24 protein-coding genes and 2 riboswitches are annotated in these 25530 nt (G+C 41.3%); of the genes, 11 read left to right on the forward strand and 13 right to left on the reverse strand.

The window, feature by feature from the left end:
• The first annotated feature begins 73 nt into the window (after positions 1 to 73).
• Positions 74 to 868 (forward strand): histidinol-phosphatase HisJ family protein, encoded by a 795-nt coding sequence (locus MKX97_RS11515; protein ID WP_078818123.1) that lies wholly within the window; start codon positions 74 to 76, stop codon positions 866 to 868.
• 531 nt (positions 869 to 1399) lie between these two features.
• Here MKX97_RS11515 and MKX97_RS11520 read toward each other — a convergent pair.
• Together MKX97_RS11520 and gdhA are read right to left on the reverse strand one after the other, a co-directional pair.
• The gene (locus MKX97_RS11520; protein ID WP_340759435.1) at positions 1400 to 1975 is read right to left on the reverse strand and encodes a YdcF family protein; all 576 of its coding nucleotides are present in this window, start codon (positions 1973 to 1975) and stop codon (positions 1400 to 1402) included.
• A 301-nt stretch (positions 1976 to 2276) separates the two neighbouring features.
• The gene (gdhA, locus tag MKX97_RS11525; RefSeq protein WP_342536011.1) at positions 2277 to 3659 is read right to left on the reverse strand and encodes an NADP-specific glutamate dehydrogenase; all 1383 of its coding nucleotides are present in this window, start codon (positions 3657 to 3659) and stop codon (positions 2277 to 2279) included.
• Between the two features lie 381 nt (positions 3660 to 4040).
• Here gdhA and MKX97_RS11530 point away from each other — a divergent pair, with 381 nt between their 5' ends.
• Entirely contained in the window at positions 4041 to 4184 is a 144-nt protein-coding gene (locus tag MKX97_RS11530; RefSeq protein ID WP_176132576.1) for a hypothetical protein, read from the forward strand.
• A 48-nt stretch (positions 4185 to 4232) separates the two neighbouring features.
• Here the strand turns inward: MKX97_RS11530 and MKX97_RS11535 are convergent, their stop codons facing one another.
• Positions 4233 to 5516 (reverse strand): glycoside hydrolase family 18 protein, encoded by a 1284-nt coding sequence (locus MKX97_RS11535; RefSeq protein ID WP_342536014.1) that lies wholly within the window; start codon positions 5514 to 5516, stop codon positions 4233 to 4235.
• A gap of 182 nt (positions 5517 to 5698) precedes the next feature.
• Here MKX97_RS11535 and MKX97_RS11540 point away from each other — a divergent pair, with 182 nt between their 5' ends.
• The gene (locus MKX97_RS11540) at positions 5699 to 6334 is read left to right on the forward strand and encodes a spore coat protein (protein ID WP_078818127.1); all 636 of its coding nucleotides are present in this window, start codon (positions 5699 to 5701) and stop codon (positions 6332 to 6334) included.
• A gap of 92 nt (positions 6335 to 6426) precedes the next feature.
• Positions 6427 to 7086, forward strand: coding sequence for an HAD-IB family hydrolase (locus MKX97_RS11545; protein WP_342536015.1), 660 nt, complete (start codon positions 6427 to 6429; stop codon positions 7084 to 7086).
• Positions 7087 to 7137: 51 nt separating this feature from the next.
• Here MKX97_RS11545 and MKX97_RS11550 read toward each other — a convergent pair whose 3' ends face one another.
• Both MKX97_RS11550 and metA read right to left on the reverse strand, forming a co-directional pair.
• On the reverse strand, positions 7138 to 7848 hold the full coding sequence (locus MKX97_RS11550) for a DUF421 domain-containing protein (protein WP_342536016.1): 711 nt from the start codon (positions 7846 to 7848) through the stop codon (positions 7138 to 7140).
• Between the two features lie 65 nt (positions 7849 to 7913).
• The gene (metA, locus tag MKX97_RS11555; protein ID WP_078818130.1) at positions 7914 to 8822 is read right to left on the reverse strand and encodes a homoserine O-succinyltransferase; all 909 of its coding nucleotides are present in this window, start codon (positions 8820 to 8822) and stop codon (positions 7914 to 7916) included.
• Between the two features lie 93 nt (positions 8823 to 8915).
• A riboswitch (SAM riboswitch) is annotated at positions 8916 to 9022 on the reverse strand.
• A gap of 172 nt (positions 9023 to 9194) precedes the next feature.
• Here metA and MKX97_RS11560 point away from each other — a divergent pair.
• Complete coding sequence (locus MKX97_RS11560; RefSeq protein ID WP_221837811.1) at positions 9195 to 9464, forward strand: AbrB/MazE/SpoVT family DNA-binding domain-containing protein; 270 nt, start codon at positions 9195 to 9197, stop codon at positions 9462 to 9464.
• A gap of 190 nt (positions 9465 to 9654) precedes the next feature.
• Here MKX97_RS11560 and MKX97_RS11565 read toward each other — a convergent pair whose 3' ends face one another.
• Positions 9655 to 9966, reverse strand: a complete 312-nt coding sequence (locus tag MKX97_RS11565) for a thioredoxin family protein (protein ID WP_009497844.1) — start codon at positions 9964 to 9966, stop codon at positions 9655 to 9657.
• A gap of 620 nt (positions 9967 to 10586) precedes the next feature.
• On the opposite strand from MKX97_RS11565, the gene serA reads away from it, so the two are divergent.
• Positions 10587 to 12173 (forward strand): phosphoglycerate dehydrogenase, encoded by a 1587-nt coding sequence (serA, locus tag MKX97_RS11570; protein WP_040759340.1) that lies wholly within the window; start codon positions 10587 to 10589, stop codon positions 12171 to 12173.
• Between the two features lie 46 nt (positions 12174 to 12219).
• On the opposite strand, the gene MKX97_RS11575 is transcribed toward serA, so the two are convergent.
• Positions 12220 to 12666, reverse strand: a complete 447-nt coding sequence (locus MKX97_RS11575) for a small multi-drug export protein (RefSeq protein WP_221837814.1) — start codon at positions 12664 to 12666, stop codon at positions 12220 to 12222.
• A 75-nt stretch (positions 12667 to 12741) separates the two neighbouring features.
• Positions 12742 to 13536 (reverse strand): HAD family hydrolase, encoded by a 795-nt coding sequence (locus tag MKX97_RS11580; RefSeq protein ID WP_221837818.1) that lies wholly within the window; start codon positions 13534 to 13536, stop codon positions 12742 to 12744.
• A gap of 179 nt (positions 13537 to 13715) precedes the next feature.
• On the opposite strand from MKX97_RS11580, the gene thpR reads away from it, so the two are divergent.
• Positions 13716 to 14264 (forward strand): RNA 2',3'-cyclic phosphodiesterase, encoded by a 549-nt coding sequence (gene thpR / locus MKX97_RS11585; protein WP_342536021.1) that lies wholly within the window; start codon positions 13716 to 13718, stop codon positions 14262 to 14264.
• A gap of 33 nt (positions 14265 to 14297) precedes the next feature.
• Here the strand turns inward: thpR and MKX97_RS11590 are convergent, their stop codons facing one another.
• From MKX97_RS11590 to bioD, 3 genes are all read right to left on the reverse strand, one after another.
• Positions 14298 to 15986 (reverse strand): methyl-accepting chemotaxis protein, encoded by a 1689-nt coding sequence (locus tag MKX97_RS11590; protein WP_342536022.1) that lies wholly within the window; start codon positions 15984 to 15986, stop codon positions 14298 to 14300.
• A gap of 297 nt (positions 15987 to 16283) precedes the next feature.
• Positions 16284 to 17663, reverse strand: coding sequence for an adenosylmethionine--8-amino-7-oxononanoate transaminase (gene bioA, locus MKX97_RS11595; RefSeq protein ID WP_342536024.1), 1380 nt, complete (start codon positions 17661 to 17663; stop codon positions 16284 to 16286).
• Positions 17632 to 18375: a dethiobiotin synthase gene (gene bioD / locus MKX97_RS11600; RefSeq protein WP_342536026.1), complete on the reverse strand. Its 744-nt coding sequence runs from the start codon at positions 18373 to 18375 to the stop codon at positions 17632 to 17634. The genes bioA and bioD overlap by 32 nt, the downstream gene beginning before the upstream one ends.
• Positions 18376 to 18471: 96 nt before the next feature.
• On the opposite strand from bioD, the gene MKX97_RS11605 reads away from it, so the two are divergent.
• The 4 genes from MKX97_RS11605 to MKX97_RS11620 all read left to right on the forward strand — a co-directional run bounded on the left by MKX97_RS11605 (position 18472) and on the right by MKX97_RS11620 (position 21978).
• On the forward strand, positions 18472 to 19038 hold the full coding sequence (locus MKX97_RS11605; protein WP_342536027.1) for a biotin transporter BioY: 567 nt from the start codon (positions 18472 to 18474) through the stop codon (positions 19036 to 19038).
• 144 nt (positions 19039 to 19182) lie between these two features.
• Positions 19183 to 20088, forward strand: coding sequence for an AEC family transporter (locus tag MKX97_RS11610; RefSeq protein ID WP_176132579.1), 906 nt, complete (start codon positions 19183 to 19185; stop codon positions 20086 to 20088).
• A gap of 178 nt (positions 20089 to 20266) precedes the next feature.
• A complete protein-coding gene (locus MKX97_RS11615; RefSeq protein ID WP_342536028.1) occupies positions 20267 to 21424 on the forward strand; it encodes an acyl-CoA dehydrogenase family protein in 1158 nt (385 codons plus the stop codon).
• A complete protein-coding gene (locus MKX97_RS11620) occupies positions 21421 to 21978 on the forward strand; it encodes a DUF1273 domain-containing protein (RefSeq protein ID WP_221837838.1) in 558 nt (185 codons plus the stop codon). The genes MKX97_RS11615 and MKX97_RS11620 overlap by 4 nt, the downstream gene beginning before the upstream one ends.
• Before the next feature lie 46 nt (positions 21979 to 22024).
• On the opposite strand, the gene MKX97_RS11625 is transcribed toward MKX97_RS11620, so the two are convergent.
• Both MKX97_RS11625 and MKX97_RS11630 read right to left on the reverse strand, forming a co-directional pair.
• Positions 22025 to 22564: a hydrolase gene (locus tag MKX97_RS11625; RefSeq protein WP_078818142.1), complete on the reverse strand. Its 540-nt coding sequence runs from the start codon at positions 22562 to 22564 to the stop codon at positions 22025 to 22027.
• Positions 22565 to 22832: 268 nt separating this feature from the next.
• Positions 22833 to 25022, reverse strand: a complete 2190-nt coding sequence (locus tag MKX97_RS11630; RefSeq protein ID WP_342536030.1) for a malate synthase G — start codon at positions 25020 to 25022, stop codon at positions 22833 to 22835.
• A 357-nt stretch (positions 25023 to 25379) separates the two neighbouring features.
• Positions 25380 to 25514: riboswitch (cobalamin riboswitch) on the forward strand.
• Positions 25515 to 25530 lie beyond the last annotated feature (16 nt).

Consider the following 25530-nt stretch of genomic DNA (forward strand, 5'->3'; position numbering starts at 1 on the left):
AAAGACGTTGTCAACTGTATGTCTCATTATGGTTCTGTTACACTATGTAGTATAGAAAAGGAGACATGAGATTATGTTTGATTATCATATGCACAGCGCATTCTCTGCAGACTGCGAAATCCCAATGGAAGAAATGGTCAAGACATCCATAGCCAAAGGACTGAGCGAAATTTGCTTCACTGACCATGTCGATTATGAATATCCAGACGACACAATTACATTCGACTTTGACAAACACGCATACGCTGAAAAAATCCGGCAGCTCAACCAGCAATTCCATGGACAGCTAACGATCAAAAAAGGAGTCGAAATCGGTCTCCAGCCTCATTTATTGGATCGTTACGAAAAGCTAATGGATGAGCATGCTTTCGACTTCGTCATCTGTTCACTACATACCGTTGAAAACAAATCCCTTCATTACCGCGAGTTATTTGAAGATCGCACTGTCGAGGATGCATTCGAAACGTATTATCGAGAATTGCTCTATTGCGTGCAGAACTTTAATCGATATAGCGTATTAGGGCATGCCGACTTGATCAAACGCTACACCGATCAGCCACCAGCGCATCTTTTTCACGACGCGCTTGAGCAAATCTTCAAAACGATCATTCCTGAAGGCAAAGGCATCGAACTCAACACGTCAGGCTCGCGCTATGGATTGCCGCACAATATGCCAAGCACGGATATATTGAAGCTCTACAAACAATGCGGAGGCGAAATCATTACTCTTGGTTCCGATGCTCATCGAACGACTGATATCGCTCATGAATTCAAAGAGTCACTTGAACTCTTTCAATCGATCGGCTTTAACTATCTTGCAACGTTTAAAGACGGCCAACCTGACTTTCATGCAATTTCTTCTTTATAAGCGAAAAAGGGAGACTAGGACAAAACTAAGTTGTTCATAATGAAAGACGAACGATCACAAAAAACACAAATAGGTTACTTAGTGTGCGGTCAGGGATTTCCCCTCCAGGCCGGGATGCTTTCCGGCCAAATCCTACATTTTGTTCGGTAGGAAAGTTGACTTGGCCCCAAATACAAAAAGTTTGGCTATGTTCAATTTTGAAACATAGAAACCCAGTGCTTAATCCGTATTTTTTGGTATTCAATAATGTAAAACTGCTATCAAACTGCCTTGTATACAAAAATTTGGATTGAAGTTGAGGTCAGGGCGAAAGGCGAAGCGTTAGGATCACAGGTTTTCCGAAGCGGACGAGGAGGCTCACCTGCGTCCCACGGAAAGCGACCCTGCCCGCAGCGGAAATCCCATAGGCAGCGCCGAGTCTACAGTTTCTTTATATAGAAAAAACCGAACTATATTACAAAACTATGATTAAATGTTTTGTAAACGTTCGGTTTTTTTATCGCTTTGAATCCTTTTGTTCCGGCTACTTTTTCATTTTCTAAAAAGCCACGTCTTAAACAAAGCCAAACGTTCGCGAATCCATACCTTCGTTTTGACGATTTCGGGCGTCCTGGCTGCCACTACATCGGTCTTCCACCCTAATTGCTTTGCTAAAAACCGTGCTCTCGCCAAATGAAAATCACTACTAATAATCGTCACACCAGCCAATTCAGGCAGTAGTTCTTGCGTATATTTCAAATTTTCATAGGTGGAAGTGGACTGATCTTCAAGCAACAACCGCTCTTTTTCAATGCCTTGCTGAATCAAATAAGTATACATAGCCTGAGCTTCACTTAATGCCTCATCTTTACCTTGTCCGCCCGACAATACCAATTGAACGTGCGGAAAACGTTTTGCATACTCCGTTGCTGCCTCTAAACGATAACGCAGCGATAAAGATGGCTCTTCTCCATTCACTTTCGCTCCAAGAACCACCGCATATTTATACGAACCATCTGCTGTATGCTGTTGCGCTTCTTTCATCCTTTCTGCTGGTATCAACCAAAACATCATCAGCCCCGCAAGTAACAACGCTGCAACTATTACTATACCTATAAGCTTTTTCATTCACTCGCCCCTCTTCTTCAACAGTTAGACGGAATCAACTGAAGAAGAGTTCCAACTATTCAATACCTATATAAACTGAAATTAATAACTTACATTTGAAGTAAAACGTATAACATGTTGATTTCCGTTCTATACGGACGCTTTCTTCCACTCCAATCAACTGAGTATCCATATCTGAACAAACTTATGTTAAAACTTTAATTCAACATACCTATCTATTCAATGATAGATAGATATGGTTTCACCCCTTATAAATCAGAACAGACACAAGGACCAAATCCCTGTGTCTGTTCCTACTACATTATCGAATTCCGTGCGCTACCATTGCGCCGGCTACTCTTAGGAAACCAGCAATATTTGCACCCATCACTAGATTACCAGGCTTGCCGAATTCATCTGCTGCCTTTTTACAATCGTTATAGATATTTTGCATAACTTCTTTCAAATGTTCATCCACTTGTTCTGCCGACCAAGATAAGCGTTGGCTGTTCTGTGACATTTCCATCGCAGAAACTGCTACACCGCCTGCATTGGCGGCTTTTGCCGGAGCAAATAAAACATTGTGCTCTTGGAATATCTCGATGGCTTCGATTGTACAAGGCATATTCGCGCCTTCCCCAACCGCCTTCACACCATTCGCAATCAGCATATGTGCTGCAATTTCATCAATCTCATTTTGTGTCGCACATGGTAGAGCGATATCACAAGGTATTGACCAAATCGCGCTGCAATCTGCATGATATTCTGCTTCAGGACGTTCTTTCGTATATTCCCAAATTCGTTTATTGCCAAATTCCTTCAACTCTTTAACCAAATCTAGATCAATTCCATCTTTATCATAGATAAAGCCATCAGAATCACTACATGCTACAACGTTTGCACCAAGCTGCATTGCTTTTTCCATAGCATACGTGGACACGTTCCCAGAACCTGATACGACCATCGTCTTTCCATCCAATGTAAGTCCATTCTCTTTAAGCATTTCATCAACGAAATAAACTGTCCCATATCCAGTAGCTTCTTTACGTCCCAGACTTCCGCCATGATCCGGATTTTTCCCTGTCAGGATGCCAGCTTCATAGCCGCCTTTAATTCGATTATATTGACCGAATAAATAACCTATTTCACGTTTCCCAACGCCGATATCCCCTGCCGGCACGTCAATATCAGGACCAATATGCCTGCTTAATTCCGTCATGAAACTTTGAGTAAAACGCATGATTTCACGATCCGACTTGCCTTTAGGGTCAAAATCAGAACCACCTTTACCTGCCCCAATCGGCTGACCAGTTAACGCATTTTTAAAAATCTGCTCGAAAGCCAAAAATTTCATAATACTAGTATTTACTGACGGGTGAAAACGTAATCCGCCTTTATAAGGTCCCAGATCACTGTTAAATTGTACACGGAATCCTCTATTCACATGCACTTTCCCCTGATCGTCTTCCCAAGCTACGCGGAATGAAATGATTCGTTCAGGTTCTGTAATCCGCTCAAGAATTCCATTTGAAATAAATTCGGGATGCTTAGCAAAGACAGGACGGAGGGAATCAAAGATTTCTCTTGTCGCCTGCAGAAATTCCTTTTCGTCTGGATTCCTTTTCTTTACTAATTCATATACTTCATGAACATAATCGTTTGCTCGTTTACGATTATTAAATTGGATTTCATCTATCTTTGTCATTTGCGCCCATCCCTTTCCCTGGTGTTATTCGAAATACATCGACTGAGTAGTCGCTCACTTTACTCAGTAGAAGTTATCCATAAAGGACGAGTTCTACTGAATAAATTGAATTTCTAATGAATTGAATTTCAATTGTTCGAAATATTTCTTTGTATTCCAATATTATTACTGAAATCAAAGCAAGATACAAGAATTATTTGTAATTTATGCAGAATGCTTTTACTTTTGTGTCAATTTTATGTATTAGAACTAACTTCTTCATTTACAGTTGACTGAATATAGTGTATTATTAATCTATTCAAACAATCAATGTGAAGCGGTTAGTTTAAGAGCATTCGCATGAGCGGGAGAACCAATACGAAAAGAAAGAGGCGAAGCACCATGACAAAGAAAAACAATCCAATCCGCTCCATTTTAGGAGCCAATCTGCTCCTTATCATGACTTTTGCTTTCCTACCTGCTTTACTCGTAAATCCGGATATGGATGTTTTCCAAAATGCGATGAAGTTGATTACTAACGAATAGACGATCACGTAAATGAGCCTTTCCTGAGTTTAGGGAAGGCTCATTTTTTCACCTTTTGCGAATGGTAAACCGATCTTCCAGCAGCAACCAATTCTGCGGGAAAGCCAAGCCAAGCTTCCAGTACATAATCCCACGCAACCTAAATTCTTTCAGCAAATCAAATTTCGCATTGATGCTTCTTGCGTCTTCAAACCACACTTCATGTTCAGTTCCTTGTTGGTCATAGTACGTAAAGTGAGGAGCTTGAGCTACCGCATCGTATTCAATTGAGACTTTTTCATTGATGGCTAAATTTGTTGCCATTCTTGGACTCAAGGCCACAGCCGGCTTACTATCAGCTTGCCCGAATGGGGCGGACCAATCATAGCCATATAAATTTTGTCCCAAGAAAATCTTATCGCGCGGAATTTGGCTCACTGCATATTCAACGACTCTCCTGACAGGACCAATTGGACTGACAGCTTGCGGAGCGCTATACGTATAGCCCCATTCATACGTCATCAAGACAACAAAATCACAGATTTCGCCATGTGCTTTATAATCATGGGCTCCATATATTCCCGTCGTCACTTCTCCTGCTTTCGGAGCAAGAGCCGTCGAAATTGTTAATCCTGCCTTATGGATTTGATCGCGTGCATTGCGCAATAATTGATTATATAATTCACGATCTTCCGTGAATAATAATTCAAAGTCAAAATGAATATCTTTATAGCCTATCCTGTTTGCCGTCTCAATTGCATTTTGAATCATCCGATTTTGCGCGGCCTGATCGGTAAATAGGACGTGGGCCAGATCAGCGCTGAATCCATAGTTTTCTAAGTTGGTCAACACCATCATATTTAATGCACCTGCATTTTGGGCGATGGTCGGAATGTCATCAAGGGGTGGTTCTTTAAGTGAGCCATCACGTTGGACTTCATAGCTGAACATTGCCAAATATGTAAGCTGTCCGACGCGTTGTCTGACTTCCGTGATCATCTGTTGGCTTACCGGATTGCGGGGCTCTACGTATAATAGAGAGTCGATCGGCGTCTTAGGCGGTTCAGGAATGTAAAGACGCTGACCTACCTGCAAAATGCCCGCCGGATTAATATTATTAATCTGTGCGAGCCGTTCGACTGATAGACCATGAGTCTGCGCAATCCTATAAAGACTGTCTCCAGGCCGAACCCAATAATATGTTCCAACAATCGGTATGACTAACGCTTGTCCAATCGCTAACTGCGAGGCATCTTCCAATTCGTTCGCTTGTGCAATTTGTTCATAGGGAACACCATAGATGTTTCCAATTATAAAAAGACTCTCACCAGGTTTCACTACATGAATCTGCATGTGACTCCACTACCTTTCTCATGTTCTCTAACCAAGATATGGTGGAGTCAATGGAAATATGCTTGTTTTCCGAAGTCCGTAAATCTTCGAGTAGTCCATAGACCATACTTCGTATTCCAAATGCATAATTTCACGAAACCTCCTCATACTACCGTTGATGTAAATGACTATTAAAGGAGGATATGTATTTGACTAATCAATTCGAAACATCTCAACACATGCACGACGGAGCAGTCCCCCCCTCTATGAATCATGGCGGCCATGAACTTTTTGACGTTCACGAAGTATTGAACACTGCAGTTGGTGCATTGAATCAATCCATGATTCTTCGTCCGCACGTAAAAGATCCAGAACTCTTAGATATTCTGGACCGACAGTACCGTTTTATGCTTGATGAATACAATATTACGGTTGAATGTTTCAAAACGGGAAAAGACCCATCACATCCTACGCAGAGTTATCAAATGAAAGTTGGCAGTGATTTTGTCTATGGCATGAAGGAAAAGGCGCCTTCAAAACCAATTCAATCGACAAACGAAATATCTGATGAAATCATCTCCGGCTTTTTGCTCGGTTCTGCAAAAAAAGGGGCCACTGGGAAAGCAGCTGCTGCTTTGGAGACGTGTAATCCAGTCGTTCGTCGTGTGCTTGCAGACTCCATACCCAACTGTATAGAAATGGCGTATGAATTGTCGATTTATCAAAATAAACATCACTATTATCAAGTCCCTCAGTTGAATACTCAGGACATGAACATCCTACTCAACTCATTTGCCCCCTCGCAAGGACAACCCAGCATGCCGAAAAACCTTCAATAACCAGCTAAAAGCAGACTTTTGTCTGCTTTTTTGCTTTCTCCCTCATTGTATTTGTATACTGTAAGAATACAGACAAATGAAGGGGTGTATTTATGAAAGTTGCCATTTTTGACTTTGACGGCACGTTGTATACGAAAGAAACCTTTAAATTGCTTATGGAGCAATTGAAGAAACACCCGAGTTACCAGCGTTATTACAGAAAATTCTACAGATCGATTTTACCTTTATATATCCGTTATAAGCTGAAATTACTGCCTGAAAACGAAATGAAAGAACGATCCATGAAGCTGTATTTGAAGGCTCTTGAGTCTTTAACAACTACACAGCTAGAGCAATACTTCGAAAATATGCACGAAGAAATGTTAAGCGATTTCAATGAAGATGTCGTCAACAGATTAGCTCGACATCAAGCAGAAGGCCATCATGTATTGTTAGTTTCTGGTGCTTATACTCCCTTTTTGACTGCAGTTACGAGCCATTTGTCATTCGATCGTATTATCGGTACTGAAATCCCTTCACGCGGCGAACAGATTACGATGGACCAACCATTTCTACATATCCAAGGAGAGCGTAAAAACGAACAAATCGACAAGGCGCTTCAAGGTAAATCGGTTGATTGGGAAAGCAGCTTTGCATACGGAGATAGCATCTCCGACTTGCCCGTATTAGAGCAAGTCGGCAATCCTGTAGCCGTCAGACCCGATTCGAAACTTGCAGCCATAGCAAAGCAACGAAATTGGGACATTTTATGATGATAGCCAAAAAGCCCTGAATTAGGATTCAGGGCTTCAGGGCTTCAATCTTCAAGCATTCTTTAACGTATTAACATATAAGTTTCCATCGGTTTGAATTTCTGCATACAACACATGCTCCGGCTTCCCGATGCCTTGCAGTTCCAGTTGTTGCTTCAACCACACATCAGTCAGCTTCAATTCCCGCATATTTTTCTCTTGTACTTTTCCGTCGGTAATAATTTCGGTCGGAATATATTTGGGTGTAGGAGAAGCCACTTTGACATCTTTTTTCGTTGCCTTCTCTTCGCCTGGCTTAAGCATCACGCTCAAGTTTCCATTCGTTTCGAAAATCGCATAATTGACGTCTTTCATGGAAAAAACGGCTTGTTCCCGAAGCAACATATTCAATTCATTAAAATTCAGACGCAGCTTTCTTAATGAACCTTCCACAATCTTTCCATCCTGAATTACGATGATTGGCTTATCATCCAACAGGACACGTAGTTTTTTTGATTTAAACGTTAAATAATTGGCAAGTATCGTCAATACTGCCCACAGGACCATACCATATAAACCATTCAAGAACGGTGTCTCGGACTCCCCTGCCAAATCGGCGGCAATCGAACCGATCGTGATACCTGTAACATAATGGAAGAAGGTCAATTGAGATATTTGTTTTTTCCCCATGAACCGGGCCAGGATCAGAAGGACGATAAAGGAAATAACAGTCCGCAAAGTCATCTCCCAAAAAGACAGCTCCAAAAACTCATCCATATTCATAACGCACACCTCCATTGAGTGGAGTATGTGTGAAATGAGGTAAACTATACTTTCATAAGCTTATTTCAATCCCAAACGTATGGCGTTGCTTGATAGACATAGTAGTTCAACCAGTTCGAGAATAACAAATGTGTATGTGAACGCCAAGTATTCATTGGTTCTCTCGTCGGATCATCATTCGGGAAATAATTTTCAGGTACATCAATATCCAATCCCTTTTGGACATCTCGCCCGTATTCTTCAGCCAATGTATGTGCATCATACTCTAAATGTCCTGTCACCATTATGTTTTTTTCATCATTAGAAATCACAATGAATGCACCCGCATCATCCGATACAGATAGCAGTGTCAAATCCGGATGCTTCTCAATTTCTTCTATGGAAACAGCCGTGTGACGTGAGTGAGGAGCAACAAATACATCGTTAAATCCTCTTGCCAAATTGACTGTTTGGTCCGTGATATCGTGAGAAAAAATCCCAAAACATTTCTTCGGCAACTCAAACTTATCAATGCCGTAATGATGATAAAGTGCGGCTTGCGCGCCCCAACAAATATGCAAGACAGAGGTCACATTGGTTTTTGTCCACTCCATGATTTTCTCTAATTCCTTCCAATACACTACGTCTTCAAATTGCATATGTTCAATAGGTGCTCCTGTAATAATCATGCCGTCAAACTTGCGCTCTTTCACGTGTTCGAATGTTGTATAAAACGTTTCCAAATGAGTTTGACTGACATTTTTGGAAACATAGGTCGCCGTATTTAAAAACGTCACGTTTACTTGCAAAGGCGTATTACCAAGTAATCGTAATAATTGAAGTTCTGTTTTTTCTTTTTCAGGCATTAAATTCAGAATCAAAATGTTCAGCGGCCGAATATCTTGCTCCGTCGCCCGATCTTCATCCATGATGAAGATTTTTTCTTTCTTCAGTAACTCACCTGCAGGTAATTGTTTCGGTATATTAATCGGCATATTTCTTCCCCCTTGGCTATTCATTCGGCCTGTTTTTACAAAATAAAAAACCTCTTTTCCTGTAGATAAGAAAATGAAGGTTTAGGACCACAGTTCTTATCTCTCAAGACAACAATCTTGTTGGAGGTAGCACCTTCCTGTTTACACAGAGGTTGCTGAAGCTTCGTCAGGCCAAATCCCTCAGCTTCTCTTGATAAGTAGTATTTAGTTAATATCATTTCACGAAAATGATTTACTGACTATTATAACATTAATAAACTAATTGTATAGTCAAATTTTCAAATAGTTCTGCTCATTCCAATCTCGTAAATTGTAGACCGGAAATATTTGTGTATAATAGGAACTACCAACTACTTTTTAAAGGAGGAACTCATGAGATCTTTAGGCATTGTTCGCAAAGTAGACCATCTTGGCAGAATAGTTATTCCGAAAGAGCTACGCAAATCTTTGCAATTAGATAAAGGCGATCCCATTGAAATTTTCGCAGAAGACGATCGAATTATTTTGAGAAAATATCAAGTGAATAAGGCATGTTTCATTACTGGTGAAGTAACGGACGAAAACAAAGAACTATCAAACGGATTATTCATAAGTCCTCAAGGCACGAAAATCCTTCTAGAACAATTACAGGATTTTGTTTAAATATTAACAAGCCAACGATCTCCTTGGATCGTTGGCTTGTTAGCATACATCAAAGTAATAAAATTTGGTTGACTTCAGAGTGAAAAGCGGAACAAGTGAATATAAGTTTGTAGCCCGGAGATTGGCTCCCCGCGGAAAGCCATCCTCCCGGAACCTGGATCAACGGTTCTTTTACCCATTCACCCTCTGCTCACAAACTATTGATAAACTCTTCAATCTCCTCTTTCGTCTTGCGATTCTTACTGACAAAACGGCCTGTTTCCTTGCCTTCACTGAATGCGATAAAGCTTGGGATGCCAAATATATCGAGCTGACTGCACAAGTCAATAAACTCATCCCGGTCGACATAAATAAATTGGTACTCGGAAAATTCCGTTTCCAGTGTTGGTAAAAACGGCTCGATCACTCTGCAATCAGGACACCAATCTGCAGAAAACAAGAAAATCACTCGCTCTTCTTGCTTCAATTGTTCGAATTGCTCGAAGGACTCTAAGTTTTTCATCTTACATTACCCCTTTACTTGAATAGTATGGTACTACTATAACATTGATTGGCATATATCTTCTCTTCTCACGACTTATGCTATTTCCTAATACTCCATAGTAAAAGTTACTTATAATCCGCTTTTATCTCTCAAACACGAACGTTCACAAATCATTCAATAATTTATGTTCGCCTTTATTAGTTTTTCATTTTTTTCCGAAAAGTAATTGACAATTACTTTTGACGTGTTATGATTAGTTCAAATTTAATACACGCAAAACAATTTTGACGAAGACATACCTTCCTGTAAAAGAATTTTCTAGAGAGCTGATGAATTGGTGAGAGTCAGTAAATTCTTGGGATGGCGGCACTTCCGAATTGCTTGGCTGAATAGTTCAGTAGGCCAATCCGTCACATGCACGTTACGCATGCTGAATGAAGGCTGCTTTTGCAGCAAAACAAGGGTGGTACCGCGTTAGTTTATTGAGCTTTTCGCCCCTTACGTATGTAAGGGATGGAAGGCTTTTTTATTTTTCCTAAAAGGAGGTAAGCATAGAACGTACATATGGGATCAACTCTATAAAATTCATTTTGAAAACTTTACAACAATAAAAACTACTGAAGGAGAGAATGATTATTATGGCTTTTAAAGTACTTATTAGTGACCCACTTAGCGAGGACGGTATTTTTCCATTACGACAAGCAGAAGGTTTTGAAATTGTGATCGATACAGATTTGACACCTGACCAACTGAAGGATCGGATCAAAGGTTTTGATGCTCTTCTAGTACGTAGTCAGACAACTGTTACGAAAGAATTGCTAGATTCTGCTGATCAATTGAAAATTATTGGACGTGCAGGTGTAGGTGTCGACAATATCGATTTGGATGCAGCTACAGAAAAAGGGATTATCGTCGTCAATGCTCCTGATGGAAATACAAATTCAGCTGCTGAGCACACGGTAGCTATGATGATGGCGATGGCTCGTAAAATTCCACAAGCATTCAATTCACTGAAGAACAATAAATGGGACAGAAAATCATTTCTCGGTGTAGAGCTAAAAGACAAAACATTAGGGATTATCGGACTTGGCCGTATTGGTGCAGAAGTTGCCAGACGTGCGAAAGGTCAACGTATGAATGTCATCGCGTACGATCCATTCCTAACTGAAGAAATCGCAAAGAAATTGGGTATTGAAATTGGTACGGTAGATGAAGTATTAGCAGCTGCTGATTTCATTACAGTACATACACCATTGCTGAAAGAAACACGCAGAATGATCAATAAGGAAGCATTCGAAAAAATGAAAGACGGTGTACAGATCATCAACTGTGCCCGTGGTGGAATTATTGACGAAGATGCATTATACGATGCGATTGTCGCCGGAAAAGTAGCAGGTGCGGCTCTAGATGTATTCGAGGAGGAACCATTCCTAGATCATAAGTTACTGACTTTGCCTGAAGTAATTGCTACCCCTCACTTAGGTGCGAGCACAATTGAAGCACAAGAATCTGTTGCTGTAGACGTAAGCCGAGACGTCGTCAACTTCTTGACAATCGGATCTGTCCGCAACCCTGTGAATTTACCATCCGTTTCTCGTGATGTTTTAGCGAAAATCGAGCCATTCTTTGACCTTACTGAAAAACTGGGTATGTTCTTATCACAAATCCAAAACACAGTCATCGACGAAATCAACATCCAATATGCAGGTGAATTGGCGAATTACGACGTGCGTGCATTGACTCGTAATACAGTGAAAGGTTTGTTGAAGCGCAATCTTGGCGAAACAGTCAATGATGTAAATGCAAGACTGTTGGCTGATCGTTACGGCATCAAAATAAATGAACAAAAAACGACGACAGCTAGAGGTTTCATGAACTTGATCACAGTGGAAGTTGTTACGGCAAAAGGCATCCGCAAAGTAGCCGGTACCCTTCTAAATGGTCTCGGGCCACGTATTGTGAAAGTTGATGATTATGTAGTTGACGCAATTCCACAAGGTCACTTGTTGTTCATTCGCCATAAAGACCAACCAGGCGCAATCGGACGTGTAGGTACATTGCTTGCGGAAGAAAATATTAATATTGCAGCGATGCAAGTGGGACGTTCTGCTGAAGGTGGAGACGCGATCATGATGTTAACAGTCGATCATCACGTTGAGTCTGCTTCTGTTGCACGCGTCAAAGAAGTTCAAAATATCCATGATGCAAAAGCTATTGATCTATAAAAACACAGGAAAACCAGCTGACATTTTGAAACGTCAGCTGGTTTTTTCACGTCCGTGTGACAAAAAAATCAAAGCCCATAGCAGTCAATATACCGAAAACGAGACACCAGAACGCGATACTGATCGCAGACCAAACGGCTGTCTTCACTTTATTGGCACCGAACACTAAACCGATAAACGCAGCGATATGTGTACCGATCAGAATGGGACCTACAAGTGTTAATACCGGTAACCCATATGTATTCATGATTTTTTTACCACGTTGCAATCGTTTTGAATTAACTTTTCCTTTTTTCTTATTTCTGCGTTCGATCCAGTCATTGATTTGCTGAAATCCGAGAATCAGCAGAAGGATAGTCGCCATATTACCTATAAATGCGAGGAGCATTACCCAAGTAGGTGACAGCCCACTAATTATGCCAACGGGAATGACGAGCATAATTTCAATCCAAGGTATGGCCGCTCCTAAAAAAACTAAGATATATTCCAACATACCCACCTGCCTCCTTGCTAATTGAACAGCTAGAGATTAGTATAACAGACTCGGAAAACCGATGAGAAGTGAGCCTCATCGGTTTTCTAGTTCAGACAGTATAGGAAACAAACCTTCTAAATGGTCAATTTCAAATGTTGGTTTGACTTCGTCGCTTGATGGTTTGTTTTCACGATTGATCCAGACGTTCTTCATTCCAACTCGGCTGGAACCGAGAATATCGGTCATTAGATTATCACCGATCATCAAAGCTTCATCGGCGGTCACACCGCATGTATCCAGTACATGTTGGAAGATCGAAGCATCAGGTTTTCCTTTGCCGAATGCTCCAGATACAATAATATGATCAAAATACGGTGGAATCTCAGGAGAAATCGTCAATTTGATCTGTTGCAAACTAGGTGAACCATTTGTCAATAAAATAAGCTGGTAATCTTCCTTCAGGCGATCGAGCACTTCAAACGACTCTTCATATATATATGGATGCTTTTTACGCTCTTTCGGAAAGAGCTCTGCCAATTCCCTGCCGAACGCTTCATCCTCTATCCCTAATTTCTTCAAACCTCGAATCCATGCTTCTTTTTGGTAGTTTGGAATGATTCCTTTCATTTTTTGAAATTCTTCACCGGGATCGTCGAACACACCCCACAACCCTTCAAATGGATTAATTCCGATATTTTGTGTATGAGGAAATGTCTCATAGGTCGCATACAATTCTCGCGCCTCTTCACGTACAGCTTTCTCTAACTCTACTGGGTTGACCCCGTTCTTTTTCGTCGCATACTCGCATGTTTTTTGAAATGCCATCGCAATACTCTTTGCATCCCAAATGAGCGTATCATCCAAATCAAAAATAAGTGTTTTAATCATCTTGCCAGCCCCTTTCTTATATACATTCAGTAGGTATATCCACTTTTAATTATACACATTAAACAATAAATTTGTTAGTTTGCCCGGTATCTATTGCGCATTGCAGATAAAAACCTTAAACTTTTATGCATAGTTATCAAGAAGGAAGGGAATCCCATCAAATAGGAGGTGAGTCCCGAATGGCACAACATTATTTTATCGGCATCTCGATTGCCACTCCCATTTCTGAAATAGCTGAACACTTTCGCTCCAAGTACCAACTGGCTGAAAGATATAAAGTAATCCCGCACGCTGATGACCTTCATATCACCATGCGCTATATAGGAGAGCTAGGTGAAGCCACTAAGTCTTTGCTTGAGCCTTCGTTACAAGAGATCGCAGAGGCAAATACCAGCTTCACTACTTCTGTTACAGGTTTGTCCTTTTTCGGATCGCCTTACGGACCGCGCGTTGTCTACCTTTCTGTTGAGGCGGTGGGAGCTTTGGAACATTTACAAAGACAGATTGCAAGGCGCACAGAAAATATTCTTGAATTAGAAAAAGACAATCGTTTCGTTCCGCACATCACGATTGCAAAGAAACGTAAGACTGCGGATAAGATCCAGTTATCTAAAGAAACGATTACTCCAGTCCAAATTGATATAGAAGGATTCACTTTATTTAGAATTCATCCTAACGTACGGCCATCTTACGAATCAGTTGCCTATTTTCCATTTAAAAAGAGCTGATTGCCTGTTCGCAATCAGCTCTTTTCTTTCATTTCACACTCGAAAGCGTCCCATATCGCTCTGCAGCCGTTCTGCCAACTCCGCCAAAGTTTGAGAACTAGATGTAATCTCCTCATTCGCCGCCAACTGTTCTTCTGTAGCAGCGCTTGTGGACTGAGCTTCAGCTGAAGCCTGGATAGCGAGTTCCTCCACTTGTTTCGCTCCCCCAGCGACTTCAGTGGTCATTGTACGGATTTCTTCGATTGCTGTGGAGACAGTGGAGATTTTTTCACTCACATCTGTAGTTGCATTTTCAATGTTTACAAATACGGCACTGGTTTTTTCTGTAGATGTTAAACCTTCTTCCACACGCTTCCGTCCAGCTCCAGTGCTGTCGACCGCTTTCGTTACATTCAGAATCATCGTATCGATCATCCGTCCGATTTCTTCAGCTGACCGCTTGGACTGCTCTGCCAAATTCCGTACCTCTTCCGCAACGACGGCAAAGCCTTTTCCATGCTCTCCTGCGCGTGCTGCTTCAATAGCTGCATTTAATGCTAATAAATTTGTCTGTTCCGCAATAGCTGTAATCATACGCGTGACATTCCGAATATTTTCGGAGTGCTCCGCCATATCATTAATGATTGTAGTGGATTCCCCTATAGTTTGGCTGATTGTTTTCATATCAGCCGAAAACTCCTCCATTAATAAAGAGCCTTCTTTCACTAATTTCGATACTTCCCCGGAGGATTCCAGCATCTCTTCGTTATCATCTGTAATTCGGTCAATCGCCGTCATCATTTCTTGCATGGCTAGGGTTGACTGACTGACAATTTGTGCTTGCGAGTCACTTGTCTGCAAGTTCTTTTCCGAAATTTCAGCGACCATTTCAGAAGCAGCCAAGCTTTCCTCTGCACTTGCAGATAATTCTTCCGACTGGCCAGCTAGCTGGGTGGCAGAGTCCCTAGCACGCTGAATGATGCCTCGTAAATCTCTAACCATTATATTCAGTGCAGTGGACATTTCACCGATTTCGTCACGATTTTTAACAGTTACCTCTTCCACAGCAAAGTTTCCACTTGATAATTCGGATATCGCCGCTGTCATCTTGCCGACCGGTCTAGTAATCAGTCTACTAATAATAATTGTGATAGCTATACTTGCTATGATGCCTATAATTAATAAAATTCCCGTCAAATTAATGGCGATAAAGGTATATCTTTGTACTTCTTTCTCTAGTTTTTCTTGTTCTTCCCGTTGATGTTCAATCATTACTTGTATATTATTCGTAATAATATCCTGATAAATCGCGCCGTTTACACCTACTTGAATGGCTTTATCTCGCTTTCCTTTTTGCACCTCTGCTATCATATTACGTATAACGCCATCGTAATTTACTGTAGCAGCGCCAATTTCAAGCATCGCTTTCTTCATCTCTTCATTATGTATAATGCCTTCTAAAATCTCCAACCGCTCTTTATTTTTTTGTTGTGCTTTCTCAATTCCATCCACATAGGAAGGATTTTCATAAAGGACGTATCCGCGTATATTACTCGACATTAAATTCTGATCTTTCAGTTGTTGCTCCAATAAAACAACCTTTTGCATTCGATCGTCAATCAAATAACGATACTTTTCATTGACATTTTTTAAAGCCAAAAAACCTACTGCCCCAATTAAGATCATAATGACCACAACACTTAAAAAGCCTGTCCATAACTTTTTCCCCACCGTGAACTTCACTAATTCCATCCCCTTCTGTCAGATATGCGAATACTTAGGCATAATTGCTCAAACCTTTTTAATTTATTATAGCGTAATAAATTGAAAAGGTATATAAGGAATAGATTGTTTATGGGAAATTAGAACCTCTCACTTAAGTAAATAATCAGATGTCTTCACATAATTTCATTTATAATTCATTCAGTTATTTATGCAACTTAACAAATTGTTTTTTAATCCTAAGCTCATTAAAAGCAAACGAGTCTTAGAAATGAGCTGGAGTTTCGCAATCGCTACTCAGTTCTCTATCTTTGCATATTATATATTCATCGTTTCGGCCGCAGTGAACTCGGAATTTTCTTCAGTGACCAACCTTATACCTTCCTTTAGTATCGCAACCATTTCCACCAATTGCTCCGCAGTCGTTGCAAGAGGTGGCATCAAAACAATCACATCACCTAATGGCCTAGTCAATAAGCCCAATTCGCGCATTTTCAGGGTAGACCGATATGCGATGCGTCTTTCAAATGAGAACGACTCTTTTGTGTATCGATCCTTAACGATTTCTATTCCGACCATAAGTCCACACTGACGTACATCTCCAACATGCGGCAACTCTTTTAGATCAGCAAGCAGCTCCGTCAGCAATTCTGCTTTATCAGACGCTTGTTGAACTAATTGTTCCTTTTCAAATATCTCCAAGTTAGCCAGTGCTACAGCGCATCCTAGCTGATTCCCCGTATATGAATGACCATGGAAAAATGTTTTCATTTCTTCATGCTTTCCATAAAAGGCGTTATAGATTTCTTCTGTTGTAAATGTTGCGGCTACTGGCAAATAACCACCCGTCAGACCCTTCGCTACCGTCATGATGTCCGGTTGAATACTTTCATGCTCCACAGCAAACATTTTTCCAGTACGGCCAAAACCCGTCGCCACTTCATCCACAATAAGCAACACATTGAATTCCTTGCACAATTCCTCTACACCTTTCAAATACCCAGGTGGCATTGTATTCATTCCACCCGCACCTTGAATCATCGGCTCCAAAACCATGCCAGCAATTTCTTCATGGCGTTCTTCAAAAAGCAAGCGCAACTTGTGCAGACTTTCATCACCTACTACCTGTTCGTCATTAGACGGATGTCGGTATACTGCTGGAAATGGAATAACAAGCGCATCAAATAATAAAGAAGTATATACCTTATGATACAGCTCGATAGATCCAACACTCATTGTACCGACCGTATCCCCATGGTACCCATTACTCAACGTAACGAATTTCATCTTCTGGCTAACACCCTTGTTTTGCCAATACTGATAGGCCATTTTCACAGCAATTTCCACGGATGTCGCTCCGCTATCCGAATAAAAAACACGCGTTAACCCTTCAGGCACTAACTCGATTAATTTTTCCGCTAATAAAATGGATGGAACATTTGCTGCTCCTAATAAAGTCGAATGGGCAATCAGCTGTAACTGCTTTTGAATCGCTTCATCTAGTTCTTTCTTTTGGTGACCGTGTACATTCAACCACAAAGAAGAATTTCCATCCAGATACGTTTTACCGTATATATCTGTGACCCTTACGCCTTCTCCGCTTTCAATGATCAATGGATCTTGCTCATAATCGGACATTTGCGTAAAGGGCAACCACATATATTGTTTACTTTTTTCCAATAATTGATCTGCTTTCATTTCTTAACGCCTCCTGTAATCTGTTCATGTCCCAATTTCGATAGCACTCTATTCTCTTAGACGGATCCCTCAGTGTGTCGTCTACATTTTTCAGATGAGGAATCACTCCAATGATCGGGATTCCAGTCAACTTACTGATCATTTCACCATTATCATGAATGATTTCTTTTTCATCTTGTTGTAAATCGTTGAGCAGTACCCCTGCAATGGGGATTTGTCTAGATTTCAACGTATTTATGGTGAGCACCGAATGATTGATCGTCCCAACACCCGCTCTTGAAACGATCACGACTGGTGCGTCTAATTCTTCCATCCAATCAATCATGCAATAGCCGTCTCCAGTCAATGGAACATATAATCCTCCAGCCCCCTCTATAACTACCCCTTCAGCTATTCCACCTAATTGTCTGACTGCTTCACTGAGACGAGTCGGTTGAATTTCTCTGTCTTCGATTAACGCAGCCAAATGAGGTGAGCAAGGTTTTTTGAATAAATATTCTACATTTCCTCTTCCCATCTGTTTATTCGCAGACAATTGATAGACCATCACGTCCGGCGCGATCCAATCTTCATCTTGCTGAATAGCGCCTGTTTGGACAGGTTTGAACGGGGTGAATTGTAACCCATGATCTGCAAAATAACTTATTAGCAGTGTAGTCGCTATGGTTTTTCCCACATCGGTATCTGTCCCTGTAACGAATAAAACCGTCATACAATATCCTCCTCTCCCAAAAATATGTTAACTAAATATAAAAGTATGTTAACATATAACCAGAAACACAACAATAGTTTTTAGGAGGAATGGAAAATGAAAGCAAGAGAAATTGTCATTTGTGCGTTGTTTGCTGCGCTAATGGGAGTAGGAGCTAACATTGCGCCTTTACTGACGATCGGCGGTGTGCCAATAACATTGCAGCTGCTATTTGCAATTTCAGCTGGGGGGTTATTAGGAAGTAAATTAGGCAGTCTGTCTATGTTCGCCTATTTATTTATCGGTCTAGCTGGTGCGCCGATCTTCGCTCAGTTCAAAGGCGGTCTCGGCAGCATACTGAGCCCGACATTCGGCTATATCATTTCGTTTATTGTTGTCGCTTATATTGTCGGAAAGTTTTTCGAACGTAAAACACTGTTTACATATGTAGGAGCTGGAACACTTGCTATTCTGACAAATTATATTATCGGCACAAATTATATGTATTTGGCCTATATCTATTGGGTAGAGGCGCCAGCAAGCTTCAGCTATGTCATCGCATGGTCTTGGATGGTGGCCTACTTGCCATTGGATATCGGAGTTACCATTCTTGCCTTAATTTTGATTCCCCGATTACAGAAAGTATTGAAATTTCATTCTATCCGCAAACGAAGCCTCTCATAACCAAGGATCCATCCTCTGCGATGGATTCTTTTTTGGCGTAATATCTTCTGCCCAAAAATATTTATTGAATTCAGATAAAAAAGTTTTCTAGTATCATAGTTCATGTATAATAAGTTTCATCAACCTAGAAAGGACGGAATCTTCTTGGAACTTATTTCAATCATCGCTCCTGTATTATTTATTTTTTTAATTGGTTTCATTGGACAGAAGTTCCTGTCATTCGATATTAAAACGATATCAACGGCAGCTCTTTACCTGATGTCTCCTTTTTTGGCATTCCGGACTTTCTATACGAATGCACTTGACCGAACGTATTTGTATATTGCTGCCTTCGCAGTACTGTTGTTGGTCATTCTGTTCATTATCGTCTGGTTTACTGCTGATATTATGAAAGCTTCGCGTTCTGAACGTTCTGCTATGATTCTTGGCGGGGTATTTATGAACAGCGGGAATTATGGAGTGCCTGTCGTATTGTTTGCATTTGGCTCGGCAGCCTTTGATTACGGGGTCATTATGATGGTCTTTCAGTCAATTCTAATGAATTCAATCGGTATTTTTTTCGCTTCCATCGGAGGAGAAGCACATGCGACTTGGCGTGACTCGATGCAGCGGGTTATACGTATGCCATTGATTTACGCTGCGATTCTAGGTATTATCTTTCAAGTTTCTTCTATTAAGTTATCTGATTCCATGATGCAGGGAGTTGACTTGATTGCAGATGCTTCCATCCCGGTCGTCATGCTCGTCCTCGGAATGCAACTGGCGATGATTGTCCGCAAGCGCGTTGCCTATCGATATGTCACAGCGGTGACGATTATTCGCATGATCATTTCACCATTGATTGCAGTTGTCATTTTAATATTTTTGCCGGTTGATGATTTGTTGAAAGTGGTACTGATTATCCAAGCAGCAATGCCTGGATCAGCGAATACGACAATGTTTGCAGTTCAATTTGGAACGGAGCCAGATTTGGTCTCGTTTACGACACTCACAACGACATTGTTAAGTCTTTTGACAATTCCAATCGTTCTCTATTTCGTCATGATGTGACGTCATTTCTTTTATAGATTTTTTTATTCGTCAGAATGGTATTTTTTTCGATTTTCTAGTATACTATACTTTCATGTCCTTGACGGAGACGATCAAGGATCTCGTAGATTTGTGCAGATCTTATATACGAAAGAAACTATAGATAAATGAAGACTGAAGTAGTAAGGACGTGTTTCTCGTGTCGACAGAACTTTTTATCACAACGGACTTTCAACGCCGATGGGTCAATGAATTGACTGAGGCAGGTCCGTTTTTCAGCAGCTTTTCAGAGCAATCTGATACGCTGTCCAAATTCCCAAAAGAGAATATTCAAAAACTCGTGGAAATGGGCTACACTACGTTGACACTCCCGAAGGAATTCGGTGGTGAAGGCATCTCCGTAACGGATATGGTGTTGTTTCAAGAAACGATTGCTCGTTTTGACAGTGCGACTGCTCTAGCTATCGGCTGGCATCAAGGCGTAGTCGGCGAACTGTATGAAAATCGCAAATGGACTGCGGAACAATTAGCGCAATTCAGCGAAGCTGTTCAGCAAGGTGCACTAATCAACCGTTCTGTAACCGAGGCTCAAACAGGAAGTCCTACGCGAGGCGGTCGCCCCCAGACGACGGCAACACGTTCTGCAGGCGGCTGGGTGATTTCAGGAGAGAAAACGTTCACTACAATGGCTCCTGCCCTTACCCACTTCCTAGTATCTGTATGGATTGAAGAAAAACAGCAAATCGGTTTCTTCTTGATTCCACGTGAATCAGAAGGGCTGTCCATCAAAGAAACATGGCATACGATTTCCATGCGCGGTACAGAGAGCCAGACGCTCGTTTTGGATGACGTAAAAGCCACGGATGATCAGTTAGCGGAAGTGAATGAAGCACCACGCGGCAATAAGCTCAATGGTTGGCTTCTCCACATACCGGCTTGTTATTTGGGAATCGCACAAGCTGCTCGCGATTACGCGGTTCACTTTGCGGCAACTTATCAGCCTAACAGTTTAGATGAGCCGATCGCTTCCCTCTTCAATATTCAAACTCAAATCGGCAAAATGGATTTGGAGCTCATTAAAGCACGCCATCTCCTCTATGATATTGCCTCGATTTACGATGACGAAGCACGCCGTGTTCATCTGCAAAATGAATTAGGTGCCGCAAAGTCGATTGTTACGAATAGTGCAATAGAAATTGTTAATCTTGCAATGCGAATTGTAGGGGCGAAGAGTTTGGAGTTATCGAATCCACTACAGCGCCATTATCGCGATGTACGCGCGGGTCTTCACAATCCTCCGATGGATGACATGACGATAACAAAATTAGCTCACGCGGCGATTAACGAACAAAAATGACGAAGCGGATCATAGTAAGTGGATACAAAGCACATGAATTAGGGATCTTCAATGAACAGCATCCGGGTATTGCGATTATTAAAAAAGCATTAACGGACCAGTTGCTGACCCTTCTGGATCAAGGACTAGAATGGGTTATCGTCAGCGGCCAGCTCGGCGTCGAGACTTGGGCAATCGAATGTGTTTGGGAGTTGCAAGAGGAATACCCGCAGTTACAATATGCCGTGATTACACCGTTTCTTGATCAACAAACGAATTGGAATGAGACGAAAAAAGAGCAGTATGAACAAATCATCGCGCTTGCAGATTATACTGTCAGTTTAACGAACAAGCCATACGAAGCACCTTGGCAATTTATTGAGAAGAATAAGTTTCTGCTTCGTAATTCAGATGCACTGTTGCTTGTTTATGATGAAGAGAATGAAGGCTCTCCGAAATTTATCAAACAAATGGCCGCACAATTGACAGAGACGACAGACTATGAACTTTTGACCATCAGCGCCGATGATCTTCAGCTTATTGCAGAAGATTTACAGCGAGAAAAATGGGAATAAAAAAAGCGAAATGCCAAACATTATGGCTATTCCGCTTTTTTATTTGTTATTTTATGATTTTCAACACTTTTTTAAATTCGTCCGTCCCCGCTTCACCAATCAGTTCATATAAAGCAGTTTCCACACACGTCGCAGTAACTCCAAGCCCCTTCATTTTCTCGAGGCCGATTTGTTTATTCGCTTCCGTCCGTGAAGTGACTGCATCTTCAACCACTTCGACTTCATAACCTTGCTTCACTAAATCTGCCGCTGTCAGATATACGCAAATATGCGTTTCAATTCCTGCAATTAATACTTGTTTGCGGCCCGAGCTTTCCAGCTGTTTCATAAATTCTTCATTGCCCGCCGCACTAAATGTCATTTTTGCGATGGGTTCCTGACCTTCTAGTAAACTGGATAAAGATTCAGTCGTCGGTCCCAGTCCTTCAGGGTACTGTTCCAACCAAAGTATTGGAACATTTAACACTTGTAATCCTTTGATCAGTTTCTCCAGATTATCATGCAACGTCTTACTATCTTTAACAATTTGCGCTAGCTTACCTTGTACGTCCACTAATACAAATAGCGTTTGCTCTTTTTTCAGCATCTCATTTCCCCCTTTTTAATAATTATTGCTATATAAACTGAAATAAATAACTTACACTCAAAGTAAAACGTAGGAACCGTTGATTTCCATTCCAGGCGGACGCTTTCCGCGGGGCGCGGGAGTCGCCGCCTTCCACTCCAATCAACTGAGTATCCATTTCTGCACAATCTCATGTAAAACTTTAATTAACATATACAGTATACCATATTTACAGATTTATTAGAAAAACAGCTCCTCTTCCAAATTAGAAGAGGAGCTATTAGTGTAATTAATTTTGTACCGTTGCTTTTTGTTTCGCTTTGGCTTTTGCTTCGATTCGTCGGGCGTGCAAGATTGGCTCTGTGTAGCCGCTTGGCTGTTCGGCACCTTTGAATACTAAATCGCAAGCTGCCTGGAAAGCAATAGAATCGTCATAGTTGGGAGCCATTGGCTGATAAAGTTCATCGCCAGCGTTTTGCTCGTCAACGACCTTCGCCATTCGTTCCAATGTTTCCTGGACTTGCTCTTTTGTCGTGATGCCGTGACGTAGCCAGTTTGCGATATGCTGGCTGGAAATACGCAATGTTGCGCGGTCTTCCATTAAACCTACGTCATTGATATCCGGAACCTTAGAACAGCCAACTCCTTGATCAATCCAGCGAACAACATAGCCAAGGATCCCCTGCGCATTGTTATCCAACTCTGATTGAATTTCTTCTGCAGGCCAGTCTGTGTTCGGCGCCAACGGGATCTCTAGGATTCCATCTCGGTAATCAATTGCGCTGTCGACATTGGCTTGAACTTCTTTTACATTGATCTCGTGATAGTGCAATGCATGCAATGTAGCAGCTGTTGGAGATGGCACCCACGCTGTGCTTGCACCTGCTTTTGGATGGGCGACCTTTTGCTCAAGCATTGCAGCCATCATATCCGGCATAGCCCACATTCCCTTACCGATTTGAGCATGTCCAGGAAGACCAGTCTTAATTCCGACAGCAACGTTGGATGCTTCATAGGAAGCTAACCACTTGGAAGCTTTCATATCATTTTTGCGGATAACAGGACCCGCTTCCATTGAAGTATGAATTTCATCACCTGTACGGTCAAGGAAACCTGTATTGATGAATGCAATCCGTTCTTTCACCGCATGGATTGCAGACTTCAAATTCAATGACATTCTGCGCTCTTCATCCATCAAACCGATTTTCAGCGTATTGCGCTCCAAGCTCAATAAATCTTCAATGCGGTCAAATAACTTATTGGCAAATGCCGCCTCTTCCGGGCTATGCATCTTCGGCTTAACGATATAAATTGAACCATGTCTGGAGTTTTTGAACTCTGCATCATCTTTCAGATTATGTGTTGCAATCAACGAAGTTACGACACCATCTAAAATTCCTTCAGGTACTTCGTTGCCGTTTTCATCTAAAATCGCATTATTTGTCATCAAATGACCTACGTTACGGACGAACATTAATGAACGGCCGTGTAGCGATAGCTCTTTGCCGTCTGGTGTTTTGTATGTGCGGTCAGGATTCATTCTTCGAGTGACCGTCTTGCTGCCTCGTTTGAACGATGCTTCCAGATCACCTTTCATCAAACCTAACCAGTTGCGGTAGACCCCCACTTTATCTTCAGCATCTACTGCTGCGATCGAGTCTTCACAGTCCATCAACGTAGAAAGTGCTGCTTCCAAAATCAAGTCTTTCACACCCGCCGCATCGTCTTTCCCAATTGGATGGTTTCGATCGATTGCAATTTCGATATGCAATCCGTTATTCGTCAACAAGACAGCGGAAGGTGCGTCTTCCGAACCGTTAAAGCCAGCCAGTTTAGAAGCATCTTTCAAGCCTGTTTTATTGCCATTCTGAAGTGTCACTTCAAGTTTTCCACTAACGTTTGCATACGCTGTGGCGTCTGCATGTGTCCCTTCCGCAAGCGGTGCTGCTTGATCTAATAACTCTTTTGCAAAGTTGATAACTTTCTGTCCTCGGATCGGATTGTACTGTACGCCAGCTTCAGCTCCACCTTCATCACTGATGACATCCGTTCCGTACAATGCATCATATAGACTTCCCCATCTTGCGTTTGCCGCGTTCAACGCATAGCGGGCATTGTCGACAGGCACGACCAATTGGGAGCCTGCTTGAATAGCGATTTCATCATCGACATTGGAAGTTGTCACTTGGAAGTCCTCAACAATCGGTTCCAAATAGCCAATTTCCTTTAAAAATTCTTTATAGTTAGCAGAATCTGCTGTTTCTTTATTGTTTTGATGCCATTCATTGATCTTTTTTTGCAATTCGCTTCGTTTCTCTAACAGCGCTTTGTTTTCAGGAGCAAGTTCATGAATGAGCGAATCAAAGTTTGTCCAAAATTGTTCTTTTTGGATTTCTAAGCCTAATAGAACTTCCTCATTAACAAAGTTGTATAGTTCTTTTGCGACTTGCAGCTTGCCTACTTTTTCATAATTTGTCATAGAATAAAGCCACCCCTTAAGTTTTTTTGCGCTGCTCTGTTGTATAACATACAGCGATAAACACGATTCTTCCTCAATTGATCATAGGTGCCCCCACAGCCAATAATCAAGATTTCTTCGTATGAATGACGATTCATGTCCTAATTTGAAGTCGTGTTATTACTTATCATACCTAAACTCTATAAAACTTTCAACAGAATTGTGTAAATTTTCACACCTTCTTTTTTGAAAGAGAATTTGTTACTTTTGTACAGTTATATAACAGATGACAAAAAAAGAGTATTGCTTAATTATCTATTTACCAGCAAGTTGACACTCAACGAACCTTATGATAGTTTTAGAGACAATCATCATGAATTGAATAGTTTGAAAACAGGTGAAATGATCATTGCTTTCATTTCTTAAAAGGGAATCCTTTTCTTGGAGCGGTCCCGCCACTGTGAAGACGTGCTTACGTCCAGCCAGATACCTGCCTGTTTTCATAACGCTTAATCCTACGGTGAATAGG

This window comes from Sporosarcina sp. FSL K6-3508, assembly GCF_038615825.1.
In the GTDB taxonomy this organism is placed as follows: Bacteria; Bacillota; Bacilli; order Bacillales_A; family Planococcaceae; genus Sporosarcina; species Sporosarcina newyorkensis.

Bases quoted from the DNA above. Each gene is read 5' to 3' on its own strand.
- MKX97_RS11515 (WP_078818123.1), top strand. From the start codon at position 74: ATGTTTGATTATCATATGCACAGCGCATTCTCTGCAGACTGCGAAATC.
- MKX97_RS11520 (WP_340759435.1), bottom strand. From the start codon at position 1,975: ATGAAAAAGCTTATAGGTATAGTAATAGTTGCAGCGTTGTTACTTGCG.
- gdhA (WP_342536011.1), bottom strand. From the start codon at position 3,659: ATGACAAAGATAGATGAAATCCAATTTAATAATCGTAAACGAGCAAAC.
- MKX97_RS11530 (WP_176132576.1), top strand. From the start codon at position 4,041: ATGACAAAGAAAAACAATCCAATCCGCTCCATTTTAGGAGCCAATCTG.
- MKX97_RS11535 (WP_342536014.1), bottom strand. From the start codon at position 5,516: ATGCAGATTCATGTAGTGAAACCTGGTGAGAGTCTTTTTATAATTGGA.
- MKX97_RS11540 (WP_078818127.1), top strand. From the start codon at position 5,699: ATGTATTTGACTAATCAATTCGAAACATCTCAACACATGCACGACGGA.
- MKX97_RS11545 (WP_342536015.1), top strand. From the start codon at position 6,427: ATGAAAGTTGCCATTTTTGACTTTGACGGCACGTTGTATACGAAAGAA.
- MKX97_RS11550 (WP_342536016.1), bottom strand. From the start codon at position 7,848: ATGAATATGGATGAGTTTTTGGAGCTGTCTTTTTGGGAGATGACTTTG.
- metA (WP_078818130.1), bottom strand. From the start codon at position 8,822: ATGCCGATTAATATACCGAAACAATTACCTGCAGGTGAGTTACTGAAG.
- MKX97_RS11560 (WP_221837811.1), top strand. From the start codon at position 9,195: ATGAGATCTTTAGGCATTGTTCGCAAAGTAGACCATCTTGGCAGAATA.
- MKX97_RS11565 (WP_009497844.1), bottom strand. From the start codon at position 9,966: ATGAAAAACTTAGAGTCCTTCGAGCAATTCGAACAATTGAAGCAAGAA.
- serA (WP_040759340.1), top strand. From the start codon at position 10,587: ATGGCTTTTAAAGTACTTATTAGTGACCCACTTAGCGAGGACGGTATT.
- MKX97_RS11575 (WP_221837814.1), bottom strand. From the start codon at position 12,666: ATGTTGGAATATATCTTAGTTTTTTTAGGAGCGGCCATACCTTGGATT.
- MKX97_RS11580 (WP_221837818.1), bottom strand. From the start codon at position 13,536: ATGATTAAAACACTTATTTTTGATTTGGATGATACGCTCATTTGGGAT.
- thpR (WP_342536021.1), top strand. From the start codon at position 13,716: ATGGCACAACATTATTTTATCGGCATCTCGATTGCCACTCCCATTTCT.
- bioA (WP_342536024.1), bottom strand. From the start codon at position 17,663: ATGAAAGCAGATCAATTATTGGAAAAAAGTAAACAATATATGTGGTTG.
- bioD (WP_342536026.1), bottom strand. From the start codon at position 18,375: ATGACGGTTTTATTCGTTACAGGGACAGATACCGATGTGGGAAAAACC.
- MKX97_RS11605 (WP_342536027.1), top strand. From the start codon at position 18,472: ATGAAAGCAAGAGAAATTGTCATTTGTGCGTTGTTTGCTGCGCTAATG.
- MKX97_RS11620 (WP_221837838.1), top strand. From the start codon at position 21,421: ATGACGAAGCGGATCATAGTAAGTGGATACAAAGCACATGAATTAGGG.
- MKX97_RS11625 (WP_078818142.1), bottom strand. From the start codon at position 22,564: ATGCTGAAAAAAGAGCAAACGCTATTTGTATTAGTGGACGTACAAGGT.
- MKX97_RS11630 (WP_342536030.1), bottom strand. From the start codon at position 25,022: ATGACAAATTATGAAAAAGTAGGCAAGCTGCAAGTCGCAAAAGAACTA.